The sequence below is a fragment of the Desmospora profundinema genome (assembly GCF_031454155.1).
In the GTDB taxonomy this organism is placed as follows: Bacteria; Bacillota; Bacilli; order Thermoactinomycetales; family DSM-45169; genus Desmospora; species Desmospora profundinema.
Map to the genome: position 1 here is coordinate 151,427 of NZ_JAVDQG010000003.1, position 21,012 is coordinate 172,438.

The window sequence follows — 21,012 nt, forward strand, 5'->3', positions numbered from 1 at the left end:
ATCCGACCCCGACATCCAGTGAGACCGGAATCGATAGAGAAAGGAAGAGTGCCATGGGCATCCAACGCGTGACAGTCATTGGCGCGGGCCAGATGGGGAGCGGCATTGCCCAAGTGGCGGCCCAAGCCGGATATCGCGTCCAGCTGCACGACCTGACGGAAGAGCAGGTGGAAAAAGGGCTGGCTGTCATCAGCCGCAATTTGTCGCGGCAGGTGGAGAAGGGACGTTTTCAACAGCTGGAAAAAGAGGCGATCCTCAGCCGGCTGGATGGGGCGACAGATTTAAGGAAGGCAGCGGGAGAAGCGGATATTGTCGTGGAGGCCGTCGTGGAGAATATGGCGGTGAAGGCGGATTTATTCCGCCAACTGGATGATGTCTGCCCCGCTCACACCATCCTGGCCAGCAACACCTCCTCCTTGCCGATTACAGAGATCGCCGCCGTCACCAAGCGGCCGGAACAGGTGATCGGCATGCACTTTATGAACCCGGTACCGGTCATGAAACTGGTGGAAGTGATCCGGGGACTGGCCACCTCGGATGAAGTCACCCAAACGGTGGAGGCGCTGGCGAAGGAAATGGGGAAAACCCCGGTTGAAGTTAACGATTTCCCCGGTTTTGTTTCCAATCGCATCCTGATGCCGATGATCAACGAGGCGGTCTATGCGTTGTACGAAGGAGTCGCCGAAAAAGAGGCCATCGATGAGGTGATGAAACTGGGGATGAATCACCCGATGGGCCCCCTCACCCTGGCGGATTTTATCGGTCTGGATACCTGCCTCTCCATTATGGAAATCCTGCACGAAGGTTTCGGGGATCCCAAATACCGCCCCTGTCCGCTTTTGCGTAAGTATGTAAAAGCGGGTTGGCTGGGGCGAAAAACAGGCCGAGGCTTCTACGTCTACGAATAACTTTTTTATGGCCTATGGCTCGGTCGGCCGGTAGGAGGAAACGGACATGAATTTGCATTTCAACCAAGAGCAAGAAATGATGCGCAAGATGGTACGGGAGTTCGCCCAAAAAGAAATCCGTCCTTTTCTGGAAGAGATGGATGAAGCGGACCGTTTTCCCCGTGAAGTGGTGCAAAAGATGGGAGAGTTGGGCCTGATGGGGATTCCCATTCCCGAACAGTGGGGCGGAGTCGGCTCTGATTTTCTCTCCTACATTCTGGCATTGGAGGAGCTGTCCAAGGTGAGTCCCACAGTGGGAGTCATCCTGGCGGTCCACACCTCTTTGGGCACCCTGCCCGTCTTGCGCTACGGCACCGAAGAGCAAAAGCATAAATATGTCACCAAACTGGCCGGCGGTAAGTATCTGGGTGCCTTTGCTCTGACAGAACCCCATGCGGGATCCGATGCCGCCAACATTCGCACCCGTGCGGTCAGAGACGGGGACCGGTATCTTTTGAACGGAAACAAAGTATTTATCACCAATGCAGGGGAAGCGGACCTTTATGTCACCTTCGCCGTCACGGATCCGAACAAGGGGTCTGAGGGAATCACCGCCTTTATCGTGGAGAAGGACACTCCCGGGCTCTCTGTCGGAAAAAAAGAGAAAAAGATGGGCCTGGGTGGTTCCAACACCTGTGAATTGATCTTTGAACAGGCGGAAGTCCCGGTGGAAAACCGGCTCGGAGAGGAGGGGCAAGGGTATGAAATCGCCTTGTCCAACCTGGCTGGCGGCCGGATAGGGATTGCAGCCCAGGCTTTGGGGATCGCGGGTGCAGCCCTGGAAGCATCCCGGGATTACGCCCAAAATCGGGTTCAGTTCGGCAAACCCCTGAGCCAACTGCAGGCGATCCAGTTTAAATTGGCCGACATGGCCACCGCTGTTGAAGCGGCGCGTCTGTTGACGTACCGGGCGGCATGGTTGCGTGATCGGAACCGCGACTGCAAACGGGAAGCCGCCATGGCCAAACTGGCTGCTTCCGATACGGCTATGAGTGTCACCACGGAAGCGATCCAGGTATTCGGCGGTTACGGATACACCCGCGAGTATCCGGTGGAGCGCCTCTTCCGCGATGCGAAAGTGACCCAGATTTATGAAGGCACCAATGAGATTCAACGGATTGTGATCGCCAACCAGCTGCTGAAAGGATGAACGATGCGGGAAAATTCTCTTGGATTTTTCCTGGCAAGGGTGATTGGCCTGATTCATACAGGCCGCAGCGCCGCACGATCCGAGCAAAAGGAGTGAAACCCGATGCAATTTCAGTTGAGCGAAGAACATGAGATGATGCGGAAGATGGTGCGGGAGTTCGCCCTGAACGAAGTGGCCCCCACCGCTTCACAACGGGATGAGGATGAAGTTTTTGACCGCTCCATCTTTGATCAGATGGGACAGCTGGGGATGACCGGAATCCCCTGGCCGGAGGAAGAGGGAGGAGTCGGCTCCGATTTCTTAAGCTATGTGATCGCCGTCGAAGAATTGTCCCGGGTGTGTGCCTCCACGGGGGTTACGCTGTCGGCTCACCTTTCCCTGGCCAGCTGGCCTCTCCACAAGTTTGGAAACCCGGAGCAGAAAGAGCGTTTTCTCAAGCCGCTGGCCCAAGGGACTAAACTGGGTGCCTACGGTTTAACGGAACCGGGTTCCGGCTCCGACGCCGCCAGAATGAAGACGACGGCGGTGCGCGACGGGGACCACTACGTCCTCAACGGAAACAAGATCTTTATCACCAACGGGGGCGAAGCGGAGATCTACATCGTATTTGCCGTCACTGATCCCGAACAAAAACACCGGGGAGTCACTGCCTTCATCGTGGAAAAGGATACCCCCGGTTTCTCCATCGGCAAAAAGGAGAAGAAACTGGGGATCCGGTCTTCTCCCACCACAGAGATCATCTTCGAGGATTGCCGGATCCCGGTGGAAAACCGGTTGGGTGAGGAGGGGCAGGGGTTCAAGATTGCCATGATGACCCTGGACGGGGGCAGAAACGGCATCGCCGCCCAAGCGGTGGGGATCGCTCAGGGAGCCCTGGACGCCGCTGTGGACTACGCAAAAGAGCGGAAACAGTTTGGGCAGCCCATCGGCAAACTGCAAGCCATCCAGTTCAAACTGGCGGATATGGCCACCCAGATCGAGGCGGCCCGCCTGTTAACCTACCAGGCGGCTTGGTTAGAGAGCGAGGGGCTTCCCTATGGGAAAGCGTCCGCCATGGCGAAGCTGTATGCTGGTGACATCGCCATGCAGGTGACTACCGAGGCGGTCCAGGTGTTCGGCGGATATGGCTACACCCGTGAATATCCGGTGGAGCGGATGATGCGGGATGCCAAGATCACTCAGATCTATGAGGGGACCAACGAAATTCAGCGGATCGTCATCGCCGGTCACCTGATGAAAGAATGAGCGCGGTAAATCGTGCCGCAATCGAGGATTGGTCCGCCCGTATCCGGCGCGGGGAAAAACGTGCCGTCGCCCGCGGGATCAGCTGGATCGAAAACCGGGATCCGCGTCGGGAACCCTTGCTGGAATCCTTGCATCCCCATACCGGAAACGCTTTTCTCATCGGGGTGACCGGTGCGCCGGGAGCGGGGAAGAGTTCGCTGGTGGACCGTTTGATCGACGGAATCCGGCGAGAAGGCAAGACTGTCGGCGTGGTGGCCGTTGATCCCACCAGCCCCTTTACCGGCGGATCGTTGCTGGGGGATCGGGTGCGGATGACCCGCCATGCGTTGGATAAAGGGGTATTTATCCGCAGCATGGGCAGCCGCGGTAATCTGGGTGGTTTGTCCCGCGGAACACGGGAGGCGGTACGTGTATTGGATGCCGCCGGTTTGGATGTCATCTTTGTGGAAACGGTCGGCGTGGGCCAATCGGAAATCGACATTATGCACATGGTGGATACGGTGGCCCTGGTGCTGACGCCCGGAAGCGGTGACGCCGTTCAGGTGTTCAAGGCGGGCATTATGGAAGCAGCTGACTTGTTTGTCGTCAACAAAGCAGATCAGCCTGGGACCCAGCGGCTGGTGAAGGATATCGGAGAGTTGCTGGACCTGACGGGGCGATCCCGCTCCTGGAGGCCGCCCATTGTGGAAACGACGGTGAAAGAGGGGCGGAGCATCGATGCACTGTGGCGGGAATTGCTGCGGCATCGTCACCACTTGACGGAGACAGGGGAGGGGGAACGCCGCCACCGGGATCACCTGCGCCGTGAAGTGGAGGCGATCATGGAAGAGGAGCTGCGAAGCCGTTTGCAAAAGCGCATGCGGGAATCCCGCTTTACAGCGGATCTGGACCGAGTCCATGGACGGGAGTGGACACCCCACGAAATGGCGCGGAACTGGCTGGATCGCCTGTCCGGCAGGGAAAGGGGGAATGGGGGATGACGCGGGAATCCAATCGGATCCCCTCCATGGTGAAAAACCGCAAACTGGTGGAAGAACGGCGGGCCCAAATCATCCGCGGGGCACAGGAGCTGTTTATGCGCAAGGGATTCCACAAGACCACCACTCGTGAGATCGCCCGGGAGTGCGGCCTCAGTATCGGGACGATGTACGAGTACATCCAGACCAAGGAAGATGTCTTGTACCTGGTTTGCGATCATATCCATTCCGAATTGGAAGCACGGCTGAAGGAAGCCTTGTCCGAGACGGAAACCGGGCGGGAGAGCCTCATGAAAGCGATGGCCCAGCACTTCAGGGTGATGGGGGAACTGTCCGACTGGGTTCTCCTTATTTACCAAGAGACGAAGTCCCTGCCCAAAGAAGCGCGCAAGGCGATCCTGGAGCGGGAAAAAGAGATTACGGCCTTGTTCCAGGAGATCCTGGAGCGGGGGATCCGGGATCATACCCTGCACCTGGATCCCACCTCCGTCCCCTTGATGGCCCACAACATCATGGTGATGGGTCAGATGTGGACCTTTCGCCGTTGGGCCCTGGCGGAGCACTACACCTTAGAAGAGTTCACCCGACGGCAAACCGCGTGGTTGCTGCAGGAATGTACCCCATGAGTCAGGAGGGAATACAGATGGAGGTGTACCGACCCAAATATCCGGTCCGTTTTGTAACGGCGGCCAGCCTGTTTGACGGTCACGATGCGTCGATCAATCTATTTCGCCGCTTGCTGCAGGCAAGCGGGGTGGAAGTGATCCATCTGGGCCACGACCGCTCCGTCGATCTGATTGTGGAAGCGGCCATCCAGGAAGACGTTCAGGGAATTGCTGTCTCTTCCTATCAGGGAGGACATGTGGAATTCTTCCAATATATGATTGACCGGTTAAAGGAAGAAGGGGCCTCTCACATCCGGGTGTTCGCCGGCGGAGGCGGGGTGATCGTTCCCCAGGAAATCAGGCAGTTGGAAGCCTATGGTGTCGTCAAAGTGTTTTCCCCTGAGGATGGGCGCCAGATGGGGTTGCAGGGGATGATCAATCATATGGTGGAAGCCTGTGACTTCCCCACTGTGACGGACGTGATCGATGAGTGGGAAGGATTAGCCCGGGGAGATCGGCGTGCCATCGCCCGCCTGATCACCCTGGCAGAACAGGATGCCCTGAAGGAGAAAACCCAGGCGGCGGCGGTGGAGGCACTGCCGGTCCATGATGTTCCGGTGGTCGGTCTGACGGGAACGGGAGGGGCCGGCAAAAGTTCTCTCACCGATGAGCTGGTGCGCCGATTCCTGGAGGATTTTCCGGAAAAGCGAGTGGCCGTCCTTTCGATCGATCCGTCCAAGCAAAAAACGGGGGGCGCGCTCCTGGGCGACCGCATCCGTATGAACGCGGTCCATCACCCCCGCGTGTTTATGCGCAGTCTGGCAACGCGAAAAAACCGTTCCGAACTTTCCGGCGCGACCCGGGAAGCGATCGGTATTTTAAAACGGTCCGGTTATGATCTCATCCTGCTGGAAACCAGCGGCATCGGACAAGGAGATGCCGATGTGGTCGAGGTAAGCGATCTTTCCGTCTACGTCATGACCTCCGAATTCGGTGCGCCGTCCCAACTGGAAAAAATCGAGATGCTGGATTATGCAGACCTGGTGGCGATCAATAAATTTGACCGCAAAGGGTCTGAGGATGCCCTACGGGATGTCCGTAAGCAATTTCGGCGCAACCATCAGCTGTTTGAGGCTCCGGATCCAGATATTCCGGTGTACGGCACGATGGCCAGCCGCTTCAACGATCCGGGCACCAACCGATTTTACAAGGCGTTGATCGACCGGTTGTGCGACAAGTGCGGGGTGGATTGGGAATCCCGATGGGATGCCGCTGGGGAAGAGGGGGAAGTGCGCCACATCATTCCGCCGGAACGGACTCACTATCTGCGCGAGATCGCGACCACTGTCCGCCGTTATCACGAATATACCCGGGAGCAGGCGGAACGCGCCCGGCGATGGCAACAGGTGAAGGAGACACGTCGGTGGTTGCAGGCGGAGTCCACTGGGGAAAGCGATTCCGAGAAAACGTTGGCCCCGTTGGAACAACGCTTGGAAAGCGAAGTGGATCCGGAAACGAAAGCCATATTGGAGGAATGGCCCAAGCTGAAGGAACAGTACCGTCAGGATGAGCTGGTGATCCGCGTGCGGGACAGGGAGATTCGCAACCCGCTCTTCACCACTTCCCTGTCCGGCAGCCGCATTCCCAAAGTGGCGCTTCCCCGCTACCGGGATTGGGGTGAAATCGTTCGCTGGATGATGGCGGAAAATGTGCCGGGCCGTTTTCCCTTCACGGCCGGGGTCTTCCCCTTGAAGCGAGGGGACGAAGATCCCAAGCGCATGTTTGCCGGTGAAGGGACGCCGGAGCGAACCAACCGCCGCTTCCACTATCTGTCCGAGGGAGAACCGGCCAAACGTCTTTCCACCGCCTTTGACAGCGTCACCCTCTACGGCCGCGATCCCGATAAACGTCCGGATATCTACGGCAAGGTGGGGGAATCCGGAGTTAGTATCTGCACCTTGGATGATATGAAAAAGCTGTATGCAGGCTTTGATCTGTGTGCGCCCAATACCAGTGTTTCCATGACCATCAACGGTCCCGCTCCCATCATCCTGGCCATGTTCCTCAACACGGCCATCGATCAGCAGATCGACCGCTTCCGGGAGAAAGAAGGACGGGAGCCGTCAGCCGAGGAGCGGGAAACGATTCGCGCCCAGGCGCTGGCAACCGTGCGGGGGACGGTGCAGGCGGATATCCTGAAGGAAGACCAAGGACAAAACACTTGTATCTTTTCCACTGAATTCGCCCTTAAGATGATGGGGGACATCCAGCAGTTTTTCATCGACAATCGGGTGCGCAACTACTATTCCGTCTCCATCAGCGGCTATCATATCGCCGAGGCCGGAGCCAACCCCATCTCCCAGCTGGCCTTCACCCTGGCCAACGCGTTCACCTATGTAGAGTATTACCGCAGCCGCGGCATGGATGTGGATCGATTCGCTCCCAATCTCTCCTTCTTCTTCAGCAACGGACTGGATCCAGAGTACACCGTGATCGGCCGGGTGGCCCGCCGCATCTGGGCCGTGGTGATGAAGCTTCTGTACGGGGCCAATGATCGAAGTCAGAAACTGAAATACCATATCCAGACTTCGGGCCGCAGCTTGCACGCGCAGGAAGTCAACTTCAACGACATCCGCACCACGCTGCAGGCGCTGATGGCCTTATATGACCAGTGCAACTCCCTTCACACCAACGCCTATGATGAAGCCATCACCACCCCGACAGAGGAATCGGTCCGCCGGGCGATGGCGATCCAAATGATTATTACCAAAGAGTTGGGTCTCGCCAAAAACGAAAACCCCCTGCAGGGCTCCTTTATCATCGAGGAACTGACCGATTTGGTAGAGGAGGCTGTCCTGAAGGAATTCGATCGGATCAGCGACCGCGGCGGGGTGCTGGGAGCGATGGAAACCCAGTACCAGCGGGGCAAGATTCAGGAGGAATCTCTCTATTACGAAACGAAAAAACACTCCGGCGAACTGCCCATCATCGGAGTCAACACCTTCCTCAAGGAAGGGGAAGAAGACGCCGAACCGGAGTATCAATTAACCCGGGCCTCCCAGGAAGAAAAGGACACCCAGATCACAAACCTCCGCGCCTTCCAGGAGCGCCACAGCGACCAGGCTCCCCAAGCCCTGGCGCAGTTGAAAGAGGTGGCCCGAAACAACGGCAACCTGTTTGCCGAACTGATGAAAACCGTCCGCGTTGCCAGCCTCGGCCAGATCACCGATGCCCTGTTCGAAGTGGGCGGGCAGTACCGGCGGAATATGTGATTGGTACGATGGAGAATGAAACCACACACCTGCTCTTTAAGGGTGTGTGGTTTTGTGATAAAAGCAGGTAAGGTCATCATTACTAATCTCCTAAAAACAACATGATCAAATGTGTATACGCATTTATGGGGGTTAGCGACATGATGGTTTATAAATGTTTATTCGTTGGGAGGATTAAATCCAAAATGAATGTTATAAAACCTCTACCGTCCATTCGATTGCAACCATTAAGGATTTATCCAGGTTGGACGATTAAGTACAATAAGTTTATGGATTTGGACCCACAAACCGTTGGCCCAGATGATGCTTGGTTTTACGTATTTACTCAAGATTTGTTGCAAATGGAGCAGGGAAACATATTGTTGGATCTTAGTTGGTATCCTGAAGGCGATCCAAACGGTAGATATGGATTGGAACTGATAAAGAATGATGATTGGGAAGCTCCACTTGTAGACTATTCCTCCAGAAAAAAAGAGGAGATTGCTCACTATATAGAAAAATGGACTTGGGAAGTAGACCAAGGCCGCTTTCGTTAGTCATGACGAAACATTCGCATTGGCTTTGATTGGGAATGGGAGGTGTGGGTATTGGCTCGAATGTTATGTAAATGCGGCCATACCTTGTCGACAGTAGCAACCCCGAATGATATTGAATTGCATGTTTATACCGATCGTGAAATGGATGCTATTATTGCAATGGACACGATGGATCCTCTCGATATTCCAGATCCGGAAAGAGAGGTGTGGCGTTGTCCGCAGTGTGAGAGAGTGTACGTGTTTAAGGGGAATAAAGTGGTAAAGACTTATGTTTTGGAAAGCGATGATGAGTAGAAAATGAGTCTTTATTTATTTTTTATCTACCGGGAACCCCCCCACTCTCTCCATTGAGTGAGAGAAGGGAGTTTCTTTTTTACTTTAAATAAATAGATGAAAAGATGGATTTTCTTAAAATGATGAAACTTACATGAAATCGGTACCGTTTCATTTACTGAAGGCTTATTCAGCCAAGAAAGAGTCTTTTTTTCTGGAGGCTCAACCAAAATTCGATTGGGGACAGCGAGCGTTTTTAGATAATTTATCTACGGTTTCGCACGTTCCCGTGAATGATGAAGGAGGGTTTGACTATTACCAAAAATAAGAATATTTGATCTATTAAGTCCGTCTGTTTGTGGTTTTCTTTCGGGTGTTTTTAGATGTGGGTAAAAATTTTCATCATTGAGGGTTCGCGATTATAAGGAGGACGATAACATGGTGTTAAGAGGCTCCACACTGCTTGTGGCTTTCGGGACGATGCTCCTACTGATGGCCGGTATGTTGGTATTTGCCGAGAGTGCTTCTGCTCACGGTTATGTCGAGTCACCGACCAGCCGCGCCTATCTGTGCAAACAGGGCGACAACACCAATTGTGGTCAAGTGCAATATGAGCCGCAGAGTGTGGAAGGACCGGGAAAGTTCCCGGCAGAGGGTCCGCCGGATGGTCAAATTGCCGGTGGCACGGTTTTTCCTGAGTTGGATGAACAAACGGCTGATCGCTGGAAAAAAGTCAATCTCAATGGCGGAAAAAACACCTTCAAATGGCACCTAACCGCTCCACACAGTACCACCGATTGGAGATATTATATTACCAAGAAAGATTGGGATCCCAATAAACCGCTGGGCCGCGATGCTTTGGAGCTGGAACCCTTTTGCTCTTTCGAAGATGGCGGTGCCAGACCGTCCCCTAGCGTCACACACGAATGTAACGTACCGACGGATCGCAGCGGCTACCACCTGATTCTGGCCGTCTGGGAAATCGATGATACCCCGATGGCTTTCTATCAAGTGATTGACGTCAACCTGAATAACGGAAATCCCGGCGATGACCCGGAACAGCCCGGCGACGATCCGGAACAACCCGGTGACGATCCGGAACAACCCGGCGACGACCCGGAACAGCCCGGTGACGATCCGGAACAACCCGGTGACGACCCGGAACAACCTGGTAACGAAGGCGATTGGCAGGCTCAAGCGTCTTATCAAGTGGGAGATCAGATAACCTATCAAGGAAAAACGTATACCTGTATTCAAGCCCATACATCCCAGGAAGGTTGGGAACCGCCGAATGTTCCTGCATTGTGGGGTGAAGCAGAGGGATCCGATTACGGTGCGGAACCCGAACAACAGAAGTCATTCTGGGAGACCCTTCGATCCTTTTTCGGTTGGGGCGACTGATCATAAGCTCCTAAATACGAAGGGGTAAGGGGAAATAACCAGTAGGAAACTGGAAATAATTCGGAACAGTCCGAATTATACTTGTTGGATTCAGCTGAAAACCCTTTCCATCTTTTGACGAGGATGGAGAGGGTTTTTCCATGGACTATTATTCTTTCGGGAATCGTCAACTCTTCTAAAGATGTTTTTTGTTACGAAAAACTTCTGCTCCTGACTTTCTCATGATTACGTTTGTTGACTTCACCACTCTTTTGGTTAAAATAGACATACATGCATGGTCACAGAGCGGAATGGAAATGTGACATGCTTGGGAGATTGGAAGGAAAGGGAGGGCATCCCGCTATGTCTGAACAATTGGCTAAACAAATGTCGCCCGATGAGATCCGCGAGACGGCTATGGTGGATCTGGCGTTTCATATGTTGAAGGAAAAAGGGGAACCGATCCTGTATCGGAATCTGATGCAGGAAGTGGCTCAGTTGAAGGGATTCACAGAAGAACAAATCAACCATTACATCTCCCAGCTCTATACGGAGATGAACATTGACGGTCGTTTTATTTGCGTGGGAAAAAGCTTGTGGGGCCTGCGGGGATGGTATCCGACGGAGCAGGCCACCGATTCCGCCGTCGCGCAAAATGTGAAAGATGATTATTCCGATGAACTGGATGAAGAGGATCTGTTTGACGGAGAAGAAGACGGCTTTGAAAGTGAAGCCGACACCGATGATGCTGACTTTGAGGCCGATTTTGAAGAAGACGGCGAATATGACGAAGATGGAGATGGAGACGACGAGGACGATGCGGAGGAAGAGGAAGAATCTTGACAAGTGATGTCCAGGGATGTAAACTATCCACTGGGCTAATAGTAATTATATCGGAACGATTCAATCCCGCACCTTATCCAAATAGGTAGCGGGATCCTTGATGGTATTTGTTTCAAGCGCCCCTTACATTCGGGGGCGCTTTTTCTAATTGTCCCGTGATCGGGGAAGTCTAATCGGAGGAGGTCCAAACCATGACCAAGTTTATCTTTGTAACCGGCGGTGTCGTGTCGTCCTTGGGCAAGGGGATTACGGCAGCATCACTGGGCCGGCTCCTGAAAAACCGAGGACTGAGCGTAACCATTCAAAAATTTGATCCCTACATCAATGTGGACCCTGGTACGATGAGCCCTTACCAGCATGGAGAAGTATTTGTCACGGATGACGGGGCGGAAACGGACCTGGACCTGGGCCACTATGAACGTTTCATCGACATCAACCTGTCCAAAAACAGCAATGTGACCACCGGCAAGGTGTACTCCGCTGTGATCAACAAAGAGCGGCGGGGGGATTATCTGGGGGGAACCGTACAAGTGATCCCTCACATCACCAACGAGATTAAGGATCGGGTGTTCCGTGCCGCTCGTGAAACCCATCCGGATGTGGTGATCACCGAGATCGGCGGCACGGTCGGCGATATCGAAAGCTTGCCGTTTTTGGAGGCGATCCGCCAGATTAAAAGCGAAGTGGGCCGGGAGCATGTAATGTATATCCACTGCACCTTGATTCCGGAGCTTTCCGCCACCGGTGAACTGAAGACCAAACCCACTCAGCACAGCGTCAAGGAACTGCGTGGAATCGGGATTCAGCCCCATGTGATCGTCTGTCGGACCGGACGTCCCCTGTCAGAGGACATGAAACGAAAACTGGCGTTGTTCTGCGACATCGATTATGAGGCTGTGATTGAGTGTCGTGACGCGGAAACACTTTATGAAGTTCCCCTGATGCTCCAGAATGAGGGGCTGGATGACATCGTCGTCAAACATCTCGGTCTGAAGACGGGTGAGGCGGACATGAGCGAGTGGGTCGCACTGGTCGATAAGGTAAAAAACCTGTCTCATACCACCCGGATTGCGATTGTCGGAAAGTATGTGGCTTTGAAGGACGCTTATATGAGCGTGGTGGAATCCCTTAACCACGCAGGGTTTGAAAATGATACCGAAGTGGACATGCGCTGGGTCAACGCAGAAGAAGTGACCGATGCTAACGCCGCCACTCTTTTGGAAGGAGTGGATGGTATTCTGGTTCCCGGCGGATTTGGTGATCGCGGGATCGAGGGCAAAATTGCCGCCGTCCGTTATGCACGGGAGCAACGCATTCCCATGTTTGGAATCTGCCTCGGCATGCAAGTGGCCTGTATCGAGGGCGCACGCCACCTGCTGGGAATGGAAAGTGCCAATAGCTCTGAGATCGATCCGGAGACTCCTCATCCCTTGATCGACCTGTTGCCTGAACAAAAGGAGATTGAGGATCTGGGCGGTACCATGCGTTTGGGATTGTATCCCTGTAAATTGGCCCCGGGTTCCAAAGCGCAGGAGGCGTATGGAAACGGTTTGACTTATGAGCGGCACCGCCACCGATATGAATTCAACAACGAGTATCGGGAGGCGATGGTACGAGCCGGGTATCTCTTTTCGGGTACCTCTCCCGACGGTCGTCTGGTGGAGATCGTGGAGCTGAAAGACCACCCCTGGTTTGTGGGTTGCCAGTTCCACCCGGAATTCACCTCCCGTCCCAACCGTCCTCAGCCGTTGTTCCGGGACTTCGTGGCTGCCGCACTGGGTGTGCGCCTCAATACGGTTCAACGATAAGCAAAAGAATTGGTTACAGGATGCGATGGATTCTTTAATACCGGCCATCATGGGAGGCTAGGGCCTCTCTGGTAATTTATCTTCCGTGAGCAAAAGGGAGGGCCGGTATGGCTGGCGGAGAGCCTTTGCACTCATAGAGCACAAGTCTCGCCTTGTCGCATTCGCTCCCGGTCTCGCTATGCGCTTTTTGCAACGAAACGAAGACAGCCATACCGACCCGGGTTCTCGCGCTGTGGATTTAGCGACTTGCCACGCATAGCGAGACCGGGGAACAAGTGACCCAGGCTAGACTTATGCTCTTTGAGTCGATTGGAACGGAGACGGATCACCACCCCGTCCGTTCCGGTTGTTTGTCAGCAGACCGCACCAACCGGTGCGGTTTTTTCGTATGTCGAAAAAGTTCGATGCTTTTTGAGATCAAGTGCAGGAAATCGCACGCCTCATTCGCGAATTAGTTATACGGTATGAAATGGGACGATCGTGTTGATTTCTTGGATAGAAAAGAGGGATGACATCGGATTGGCAGGGGGAGTGGAAGGGAGGGGGAAGTGGAATGGCTCTGTCCAACATGAAACTGCTGATTGTGGACGATCAGTACGGTATTCGCGTTCTACTCAAGGAAGTATTCACCCGGGAAGGGTTGGAAGTGTTTCAGGCAGCGAACGGAAAAGTGGCTCTGGAGATTATCCATGTCGAGCATCCCGACTTGATCTTATTGGATATGAAGATGCCGGGTATGGATGGCTTGGAGCTGCTGCGCCATCTGAAAAAAGAAGCGGTTAACCCAAAAGTCATCATGATGACGGCATACGGGGAGCTGGATATGGTGGAAGAAGCGACCAAGTTGGGAGCATTGGCCCACTTCACCAAACCCTTTGACATCGAGGAACTTCGAGCAGAGGTATTGCGGCAGCTGTTGCAAAGCGCCAAATAAGAGAAAGGGGGATCCGGATGGATGAGGTGAAAATCCGGATTCGGATGAGTCAGTCTGATGCCCATTATGGCGGGGACTTGGTTGACGGAGCCCGGATGATGTCTCTGTTCGGGGATGTGGCGACCGAGTTGTTGATCCGGCATGATGGGGATGAAGGTTTGTTTGTCGCTTATGATTCGGTTGAATTTACGGCTCCGGTTCATGCCGGGGATTATATCGAAGCAACCGGCCGAATCGAGCGGGTGGGAAACACTTCGCGTTCGATGTCCTTTACTGCCTGTAAAGTGATCGAAGCCCGCATCGATCCGTCGCGTCCCTCTGCAGCCCGAGTGTTGGAGGAACCATTGGTGGTGGCCCGGGCTACCGGAACCTGTGTCGTTCCCAAAGAACGACAGCGGTAGGTATTGACCTCGGGTTGAAAGGAGGATCCCGATTGCAGAAACTGATCATTACCGCTGCTCTGGTGGGGGCGGAAGTAAGCAGGGAAGACACCCCTCACCTTCCGGTTACACCGAAGGAGATTGGGGAAGCAGCCGTCAAGGCCTTTGATGCGGGGGCGGCGATCGCTCACATCCATGTGCGGGATGCCGACGGAAACCCGAGTCAGGATCGGGAACTGTACCGGGAAGCGATCGCGGAAATCCGTCGGCGGTGTGACATCATCGTACAGGTCTCTACCGGTGGAGCGGTTGATATGGGGGCCGACGAGCGAATTCAACCCGTCGATCTGCGCCCCGAGATGGCGACACTGACCACGGGAACTGTCAATTTTGGCGGGGGTGTATTCTACAATCCGCCGGAATGGATCCGTCAATTTGCCCTTCGCATGAAGGAGCAGGGGGTTCGGCCTGAATTTGAAATCTTTGACTCCGGGATGATACCGACGGCTCTTCTCCTGGTGAAAGAAGGGCTGGTGGAAGGGCACCTCCACTTTGATTTTGTTATGGGTGTGCCTGGCGGCATCCCGGCTGACCCCCGACATCTGTTGCTGTTGGTGGACCAGCTTCCACCGGGCGCAACCTGGACAGTGGCCGGGGTGGGCCGTCACCAGTTGCCTCTGTCCGTTTGGGCGATCACAATGGGCGGTCATGTCCGAGTGGGCCTGGAGGATAACCTGTACTACCGTAAAGGAGAGTTGGCCACCAACGAACAGTTGGTGGCCCGGGTGAGCCGCCTGGCCGGAGAATTGCAACGTCCAATCGCCACTCCGGATGAAGCGAGGAAGATATTGGGGATTGGATAGATCCTCGCCATGTCTAAAAAGAACCCTACCCCGTCAGGGGTTTTTGCTTGTGGGAAGAGAAGGTCCATTCCATCCCTGCCGCCATGCGGATACGGATGAACTATATTCCAATAAATGGATTTTTGAATGAATGACCGAGTGTACTTGAATTTCCAATTTCATGGGAATCCTTGAGTTAGCGGGGGAAATGGATGAAAAGTCAACTGGATCAGCTCTTGCCGGGGTGAACGTCCGACCCTATACTAGACAGGAGAGTAAAAACTCTATCCTCTGCGTATCCCGATGGGTTCCACCCCGATCCACCATTAGGGAATACATACCCCATCTCGCCTGTTGGAGTGTTTCCTTTGTTGTATGGGCCGGGAAGCCGGCGGGAGCGCAGGAAGCAGACTTCATCCTAGGAGGTTTTCATTTATGCCGTTAGTACCGATGACCCATTTTTTACCCCAAGCCAAACAAGAGGGTTTCGCTGTTGGACAATTCAATATGAACAACCTGGAATTTACCCAGGGAATTGCGGCAGCAGCGAAGGAAGAACAATCCCCTTTCATCTTTGGTGTGAGCGAAGGAGCCATGCGCTATATGGGGATTGACTATGTGGTGGCAATGGCCGAAATCGCTGCCAGACAATCCGGAGTGCCTGTCGCTTTGCATCTGGATCACGGCAGCAGCTTTGACGTGGTGATGAAGTGTATCCAAGCGGGATTCTCGTCAGTCATGTTCGACGGATCGCACCATCCCTATGAAGAAAACATCCGTCTCACCAAAGAAGTGGTAAAGGCCGCCCATGCCGTCGGCGTCTCTGTGGAAGGGGAACTGGGTACCATCGGCGGGGTGGAAGACGACCTTGAGGTGGATGAGGCTGACGCTGCTTTGGCCAAGCCGGAGGAGGCGATCCGCTTTTGGGAGGAAACCCAGGTAGATGCGATGGCCATTGCGGTGGGAACCGCTCATGGAATGTATAAAGGCGAACCCAAAATCCACTTTGACATTATCGATGAAGTGGCTAAAAAAATTGATGCTCCCATCGTGCTCCATGGCGGTTCCGGTGTGCCGGACGACGCAATTCAGGAGTCGATCCGGTTGGGTGTCGGCAAAATTAATGTAAATACGGAAAGCCAGGTGGCATGCACCCAAAAAATCCGGGAACTGCTGGGAGCGGATCCGGATATGATCGACCCGCGAAAATACCTGGGTCCTGGTCGGGAAGCGATCAAAGAAACCGTCAAGGGTAAAATGCGCTTGTTTGGCAGTTCCGGCAAAGCCTGATGGAAAGGTGAGGTGAACCGGCAATGAAGTTTTTTATTGATACGGCGGATGTGGATCAAATCCGGCAGATTCATCAATGGGGATTATTGGCCGGTGTAACGACCAACCCCAGTTTGGTTGCAAAGTCCGGCCGGGATTTCCTGGAGGTGCTTCGGGAAATCACATCGTTTGTCAAGGGATCCGTCAGTGCCGAAGTTCTGGCCGACGAGGCTGAAGACATGTGGGAGGAGGCCCGCCCCCTTACCGCCATCGCCGACAATATCACGATCAAAGTGCCGATGACCGCCGAAGGGTTAAAGGCGGTCCATCGGTTTTCGCAAGCGGGAATTCAGACCAACGTGACACTGGTCTTTTCCGCCAATCAAGCCTTGTTGGCGGCCCGGGCCGGAGCCACGTATGTGAGCCCGTTTTTGGGACGGTTGGACGATATCGGTCACGACGGCATCCAGCTCATCGAAGAAATCGCCCATCTGTTTGAACGGCACGAGATCGACACCCAGATTATCGCAGCCAGTGTACGCCACCCCCAACACGTCACCCAGGCCGCAGCGGCGGGTGCCCATATTGCCACCTTGCCGTTTGGCGTGTTTGAGAAGATGTTGTCCCACCCCTTAACCGATACGGGAATTGAACGGTTTAAACAGGATTGGATCGAGGCGCAAGCCCATATTGGCGAATGAATGGAAAAAAGGGATTTCGACGATGGTTTATCCCTCGTCGGAGGGCCCTTTTTTCTCCGTTTTTGGCCGTTTACCGATGGTAGAGTGAGGGGCGGCGCCGATCCCATGGCTGCCCCCAAGGGAGGGTCATGATGGAGAAGCTGTTGATTAAGGGTGGTCGTCGGTTGCAGGGGGAAATTCAAGTGAGCGGTGCCAAGAACAGTGCAGTGGCCCTTATTCCAGCCACCATATTAGCGGAATCCACCACCGTGATTGAAAATCTCCCCCGTATCCGGGATGTAGAAGTGTATGAGGAGATCCTGCGGAGCCTCGGAGCGAGGGTGGAACGGAATCGAGGCGATCTTTCTGTCGATGCGACGGATCTGACCAATATCCCTCTTCCAAACGGAAAAGTGAAACGATTGCGTGCTTCTTATTATTTGATGGGAGCACTCCTGGGCCGGTTCGGGGAAGCGGTGATCGGCTTGCCTGGCGGTTGTAACCTGGGTCCTCGCCCGATCGACCAGCATATCAAGGGATTTGAAGCGTTGGGTGCCCGGGTGGAACATCGGGACGGCGCCATTCACCTGCTGGCCCCTGTCCTTACAGGAGCTCGTATCTATCTGGATGTGGTCAGTGTCGGAGCTACGATCAACATCATGCTGGCAGCTTCAAAGGCGAAGGGTACGACCGTGATTGAAAATGCGGCTAAAGAGCCGGAGATTATCGATGTGGCCACCTTGCTCAATTCCATGGGGGCCCGCATCAAAGGAGCGGGAACGGATGTGATCCGGGTTCGGGGGTTCCGGGAGATGACAGGGTGTCGCCATTCGATCATCCCGGATCGGATTGAGGCCGGTACCTATATGGTTGCCGCCGCTGCAACCGCGGGGGAAGTCTTGGTGAAAAACGTGATTCCCAAGCATATGGAACCGGTAACGGCCAAATTGCGGGAAATGGGGGTTCATGTAGAGGAAGCCGATGAAACGCTGTTGGTGACCGGAGCGGATTCATACCAGCCCCTCCACATTAAAACACTGCCATACCCCGGTTTTCCCACCGACCTGCAGCAACCCTTCACTTCTTTGTTGACACGGGCAAAGGGAACCAGCATGGTTACGGATAATATCTACTCCTCCCGCTTCAAACATGTGGACGAACTGTGTCGTTTGGGGGCCCAGATTCGGGTGGAAGGACGAACCGCTGTCATCAAGGGGAGAACGCCGCTCGTCGGTTCCGAAGTGCAAGCCAGTGACCTTCGGGCTGGGGCTGCGCTGGTGGTGGCCGGGTTAATGGCTGAAGATATAACAGAGATCGCCGGCCTCGAGCATATCGACCGCGGGTATGAGAATCTGGAGGAAAAACTTCGCCACCTGGGTGCCGAAGTTTGGCGGGAGGAGTAGCCTGTCACAGCCGTTTTCTAAACTTCCACCGAAAAACAGTGTAACCTATACATGAAATGTGTTACCTTATTGGTGGATGCTAGACGGAATAACGGCGGGAGGGATCCAGATGGAACGTAGTTTGACATTGGAGTTGGTGCGGGTGACGGAGGCTGCTGCTGTGGCTTCCGGCCGTTGGATGGGTTTTGGAAAAAAGGAAGAGGCGGATGAAGCGGCCACATCGGCCATGCGAAAGGTGTTTGATACCATCCCGATGCGGGGGACCGTAGTGATCGGCGAAGGAGAGATGGACGAGGCTCCGATGCTCTACATTGGAGAACGGTTGGGGCTGGGCTACCTCCCCGAGGTGGATGTGGCGGTCGACCCGTTGGAAGGAACGAACATTGTAGCCAAAGGGTTGTGGAACGCCTTGTCGGTAGTGGCGGTGGCCGAGCGCGGAAATCTGCTGCATGCCCCTGACATGTACATGGATAAATTGGCGGTTGGTCCGGAAGCGGTCGGTCAGGTGGACATCGAAGCTCCTGTGGAAGATAATCTGGTCGCTGTTGCTCGCGCGTTGGGCAAAGATGTGAATGATCTGGTGGTGGTCGTGCTGGACCGGCCCCGTCATGCCCGGATCATTGAGGATGTCCGACGGACGGGTGCCCGTATCAAGTTGATTCCGGACGGAGATGTGGCTGCTGCAATCAACACGGCCTTTCCTGATACAGGGGTGGATCTGTTGCTCGGTTCTGGTGGAGCCCCCGAAGGCGTGTTGGCGGCTGTTGCCCTCAAATGTCTGGGTGGAGAAATCCAAGGAAAACTGCTCCCGGAAAATGAGGAGCAAACCAGACGTTGCAAGGAAATGGGCATCGAAGATCCCGGACGAATCCTGACCATGGACGATTTGGTCAAGGGAGATGATGCAATCTTTGCGGCCACAGGCGTTACCGACGGGGAATTATTGCGCGGAGTGCGCTACAAAGGAACCGTTGCAACGACTCATTCCATTGTGATGCGGGCTAAGACAGGGACGGTTCGCTTTATCGACGGAAAGCACCGGTTGGAGAAGAAACCTCACTTGGTGTTGGAATAAGAAAGGACGGTTCCGGGCAGGCTGGGTAAGACCTATGCGTTGGAATCGTCGGCCATCAATTAGGAAAGAACGTGTGGTGAAGATATGGAGATTTCATTGAGTGATCTGGAACACCGGCGTTTGACGGACTTGTATAAGCTGGCTAAAGAGTATCAAATCCCTTATTACAGTCAGATGAAAAAGAAAGAGCTGATTTTTGCCATTCTGAAGGCGAAAGCAGAGCTTGCGGGGCTCCTGTTCATGGAAGGGGTATTGGATATTCTCCCGGAAGGGTACGGATTCCTGCGCCCCATCAATTATTTGCCTTCCTCAGAAGATATTTATATCTCGGCTTCTCAGATTCGACGCTTTGATCTGCGCCAGGGGGATTTGGTATCGGGAAAAGTTCGGCCTCCCAAAGAGAATGAACGCTATTTTGGACTCCTTCACGTGGAAGCGGTCAACGGACAGGACCCTGATTCGGCTGCAGAACGCCTTCACTTCCCTGCGCTTACTCCCCTTTATCCCCAGGAACGCCTCACCTTGGAGACGAACCCGAAACAATTGTCGACCCGCATCATGGATTTGGCAGCTCCCGTAGGATTAGGGCAGCGCGGCTTGATCGTCGCCCAGCCTAAAGCCGGAAAAACGATGTTATTAAAAGAGGTTGCTAACAGTATCACCACCAACCACCCCCATATCGATCTGTTTGTGTTGTTAATCGATGAACGTCCGGAAGAAGTGACCGACATGCAGCGCTCGGTCAAAGGAGAAGTGGTTAGTTCCACCTTTGATGAAATGCCGGAAAACCATATTAAAGTGGCAGAGTTGGTGTTGCAGCGTGCCGAAAGGCTGGTGGAACACAAACGGGATGTCGTGATCCTGCTGGACAGCATCACCCGCTTGGCCCGGGCTTACAACCTGGTGATTCCGCCAAGTGGGCGTACGTTGTCCGGTGGAATCGACCCGGCCGCCTTTCATCGTCCGAAGCGCTTCTTCGGTGCGGCTCGCAATATCGAGGAAGGGGGAAGCCTTACCATTTTGGCTACCGCTTTGGTGGAGACGGGTTCCCGCATGGATGATGTGATCTATGAAGAGTTTAAAGGTACTGGAAATCTGGAGTTGCACTTGGATCGCAAGTTGTCCGAGCGTCGGATTTTTCCTGCGATTGATATTCGACGCTCCGGAACGCGGAGGGAGGAATTACTGCTCTCCCAAGAAGAGCTGGATAAATTGTGGACGCTTCGAAAATCCTTGAACGAAGGGGTGGAGTACACGGAGTCGTTCCTGCGCAAGCTGGCTGAAACCCGCAACAACCAAGAATTTCTGGCTACACTGGAAACCCCCGCTCGACGGTCATCGACCGCGTGAATGCGGGTACGGGACATACAAACGGATTCCTTCGCATAGAATG

The 21,012-nt window shown here is 54.3% G+C and carries 19 protein-coding genes; all 19 read left to right on the top strand.

What is annotated here, in order from left to right:
- The first annotated feature begins 53 nt into the window (after window positions 1-53).
- On the top strand, window positions 54-908 hold the full coding sequence (locus tag JOE21_RS07090; protein ID WP_309864202.1) for a 3-hydroxybutyryl-CoA dehydrogenase: 855 nt from the start codon (window positions 54-56) through the stop codon (window positions 906-908).
- 46 nt (window positions 909-954) lie between these two features.
- Window positions 955-2,097 carry an acyl-CoA dehydrogenase gene (locus tag JOE21_RS07095; protein ID WP_309864203.1) on the top strand — a complete coding sequence of 381 codons (1,143 nt, stop codon included), beginning with the start codon at window positions 955-957 and terminating at the stop codon, window positions 2,095-2,097.
- 102 nt (window positions 2,098-2,199) lie between these two features.
- Window positions 2,200-3,342, top strand: coding sequence for an acyl-CoA dehydrogenase (locus JOE21_RS07100; RefSeq protein WP_309864205.1), 1,143 nt, complete (start codon window positions 2,200-2,202; stop codon window positions 3,340-3,342).
- Window positions 3,339-4,322 carry a methylmalonyl Co-A mutase-associated GTPase MeaB gene (meaB, locus tag JOE21_RS07105; RefSeq protein ID WP_309864208.1) on the top strand — a complete coding sequence of 328 codons (984 nt, stop codon included), beginning with the start codon at window positions 3,339-3,341 and terminating at the stop codon, window positions 4,320-4,322. The genes JOE21_RS07100 and meaB overlap by 4 nt, the downstream gene beginning before the upstream one ends.
- Window positions 4,319-4,945 (top strand): TetR/AcrR family transcriptional regulator, encoded by a 627-nt coding sequence (locus JOE21_RS07110; RefSeq protein WP_309864211.1) that lies wholly within the window; start codon window positions 4,319-4,321, stop codon window positions 4,943-4,945. Before meaB ends, JOE21_RS07110 begins: the two co-directional genes overlap by 4 nt.
- An 11-nt stretch (window positions 4,946-4,956) precedes the next feature.
- Window positions 4,957-8,196, top strand: a complete 3,240-nt coding sequence (gene icmF, locus JOE21_RS07115) for a fused isobutyryl-CoA mutase/GTPase IcmF (protein WP_309864965.1) — start codon at window positions 4,957-4,959, stop codon at window positions 8,194-8,196.
- Between the two features lie 140 nt (window positions 8,197-8,336).
- Window positions 8,337-8,732, top strand: coding sequence for a hypothetical protein (locus tag JOE21_RS07120; protein ID WP_309864213.1), 396 nt, complete (start codon window positions 8,337-8,339; stop codon window positions 8,730-8,732).
- 60 nt (window positions 8,733-8,792) lie between these two features.
- Window positions 8,793-9,026, top strand: a complete 234-nt coding sequence (locus JOE21_RS07125; protein WP_309864966.1) for a DUF8617 domain-containing protein — start codon at window positions 8,793-8,795, stop codon at window positions 9,024-9,026.
- A gap of 417 nt (window positions 9,027-9,443) precedes the next feature.
- Complete coding sequence (locus JOE21_RS07130; protein WP_309864216.1) at window positions 9,444-10,406, top strand: lytic polysaccharide monooxygenase; 963 nt, start codon at window positions 9,444-9,446, stop codon at window positions 10,404-10,406.
- 342 nt (window positions 10,407-10,748) lie between these two features.
- The gene (gene rpoE / locus JOE21_RS07135) at window positions 10,749-11,228 is read left to right on the top strand and encodes a DNA-directed RNA polymerase subunit delta (RefSeq protein ID WP_309864219.1); all 480 of its coding nucleotides are present in this window, start codon (window positions 10,749-10,751) and stop codon (window positions 11,226-11,228) included.
- A 191-nt stretch (window positions 11,229-11,419) separates the two neighbouring features.
- A complete protein-coding gene (gene pyrG, locus JOE21_RS07140) occupies window positions 11,420-13,036 on the top strand; it encodes a CTP synthase (RefSeq protein WP_309864223.1) in 1,617 nt (538 codons plus the stop codon).
- Between the two features lie 553 nt (window positions 13,037-13,589).
- Window positions 13,590-13,970, top strand: coding sequence for a response regulator (locus JOE21_RS07145; protein ID WP_374709334.1), 381 nt, complete (start codon window positions 13,590-13,592; stop codon window positions 13,968-13,970).
- Between the two features lie 17 nt (window positions 13,971-13,987).
- Window positions 13,988-14,371, top strand: coding sequence for a 3-aminobutyryl-CoA ammonia lyase (gene kal, locus JOE21_RS07150; protein ID WP_309864226.1), 384 nt, complete (start codon window positions 13,988-13,990; stop codon window positions 14,369-14,371).
- Between the two features lie 32 nt (window positions 14,372-14,403).
- On the top strand, window positions 14,404-15,213 hold the full coding sequence (kce, locus tag JOE21_RS07155; RefSeq protein ID WP_309864227.1) for a 3-keto-5-aminohexanoate cleavage enzyme: 810 nt from the start codon (window positions 14,404-14,406) through the stop codon (window positions 15,211-15,213).
- Between the two features lie 414 nt (window positions 15,214-15,627).
- On the top strand, window positions 15,628-16,482 hold the full coding sequence (fba, locus tag JOE21_RS07160) for a class II fructose-1,6-bisphosphate aldolase (protein WP_309864229.1): 855 nt from the start codon (window positions 15,628-15,630) through the stop codon (window positions 16,480-16,482).
- A gap of 23 nt (window positions 16,483-16,505) precedes the next feature.
- Window positions 16,506-17,162: a fructose-6-phosphate aldolase gene (gene fsa / locus JOE21_RS07165; protein ID WP_309864232.1), complete on the top strand. Its 657-nt coding sequence runs from the start codon at window positions 16,506-16,508 to the stop codon at window positions 17,160-17,162.
- 131 nt (window positions 17,163-17,293) lie between these two features.
- Window positions 17,294-18,544 (top strand): UDP-N-acetylglucosamine 1-carboxyvinyltransferase, encoded by a 1,251-nt coding sequence (gene murA, locus JOE21_RS07170; protein WP_309864235.1) that lies wholly within the window; start codon window positions 17,294-17,296, stop codon window positions 18,542-18,544.
- Between the two features lie 109 nt (window positions 18,545-18,653).
- Complete coding sequence (gene glpX / locus JOE21_RS07175; protein ID WP_309864237.1) at window positions 18,654-19,619, top strand: class II fructose-bisphosphatase; 966 nt, start codon at window positions 18,654-18,656, stop codon at window positions 19,617-19,619.
- An 84-nt stretch (window positions 19,620-19,703) separates the two neighbouring features.
- Complete coding sequence (gene rho / locus JOE21_RS07180) at window positions 19,704-20,969, top strand: transcription termination factor Rho (RefSeq protein ID WP_309864239.1); 1,266 nt, start codon at window positions 19,704-19,706, stop codon at window positions 20,967-20,969.
- Window positions 20,970-21,012 lie beyond the last annotated feature (43 nt).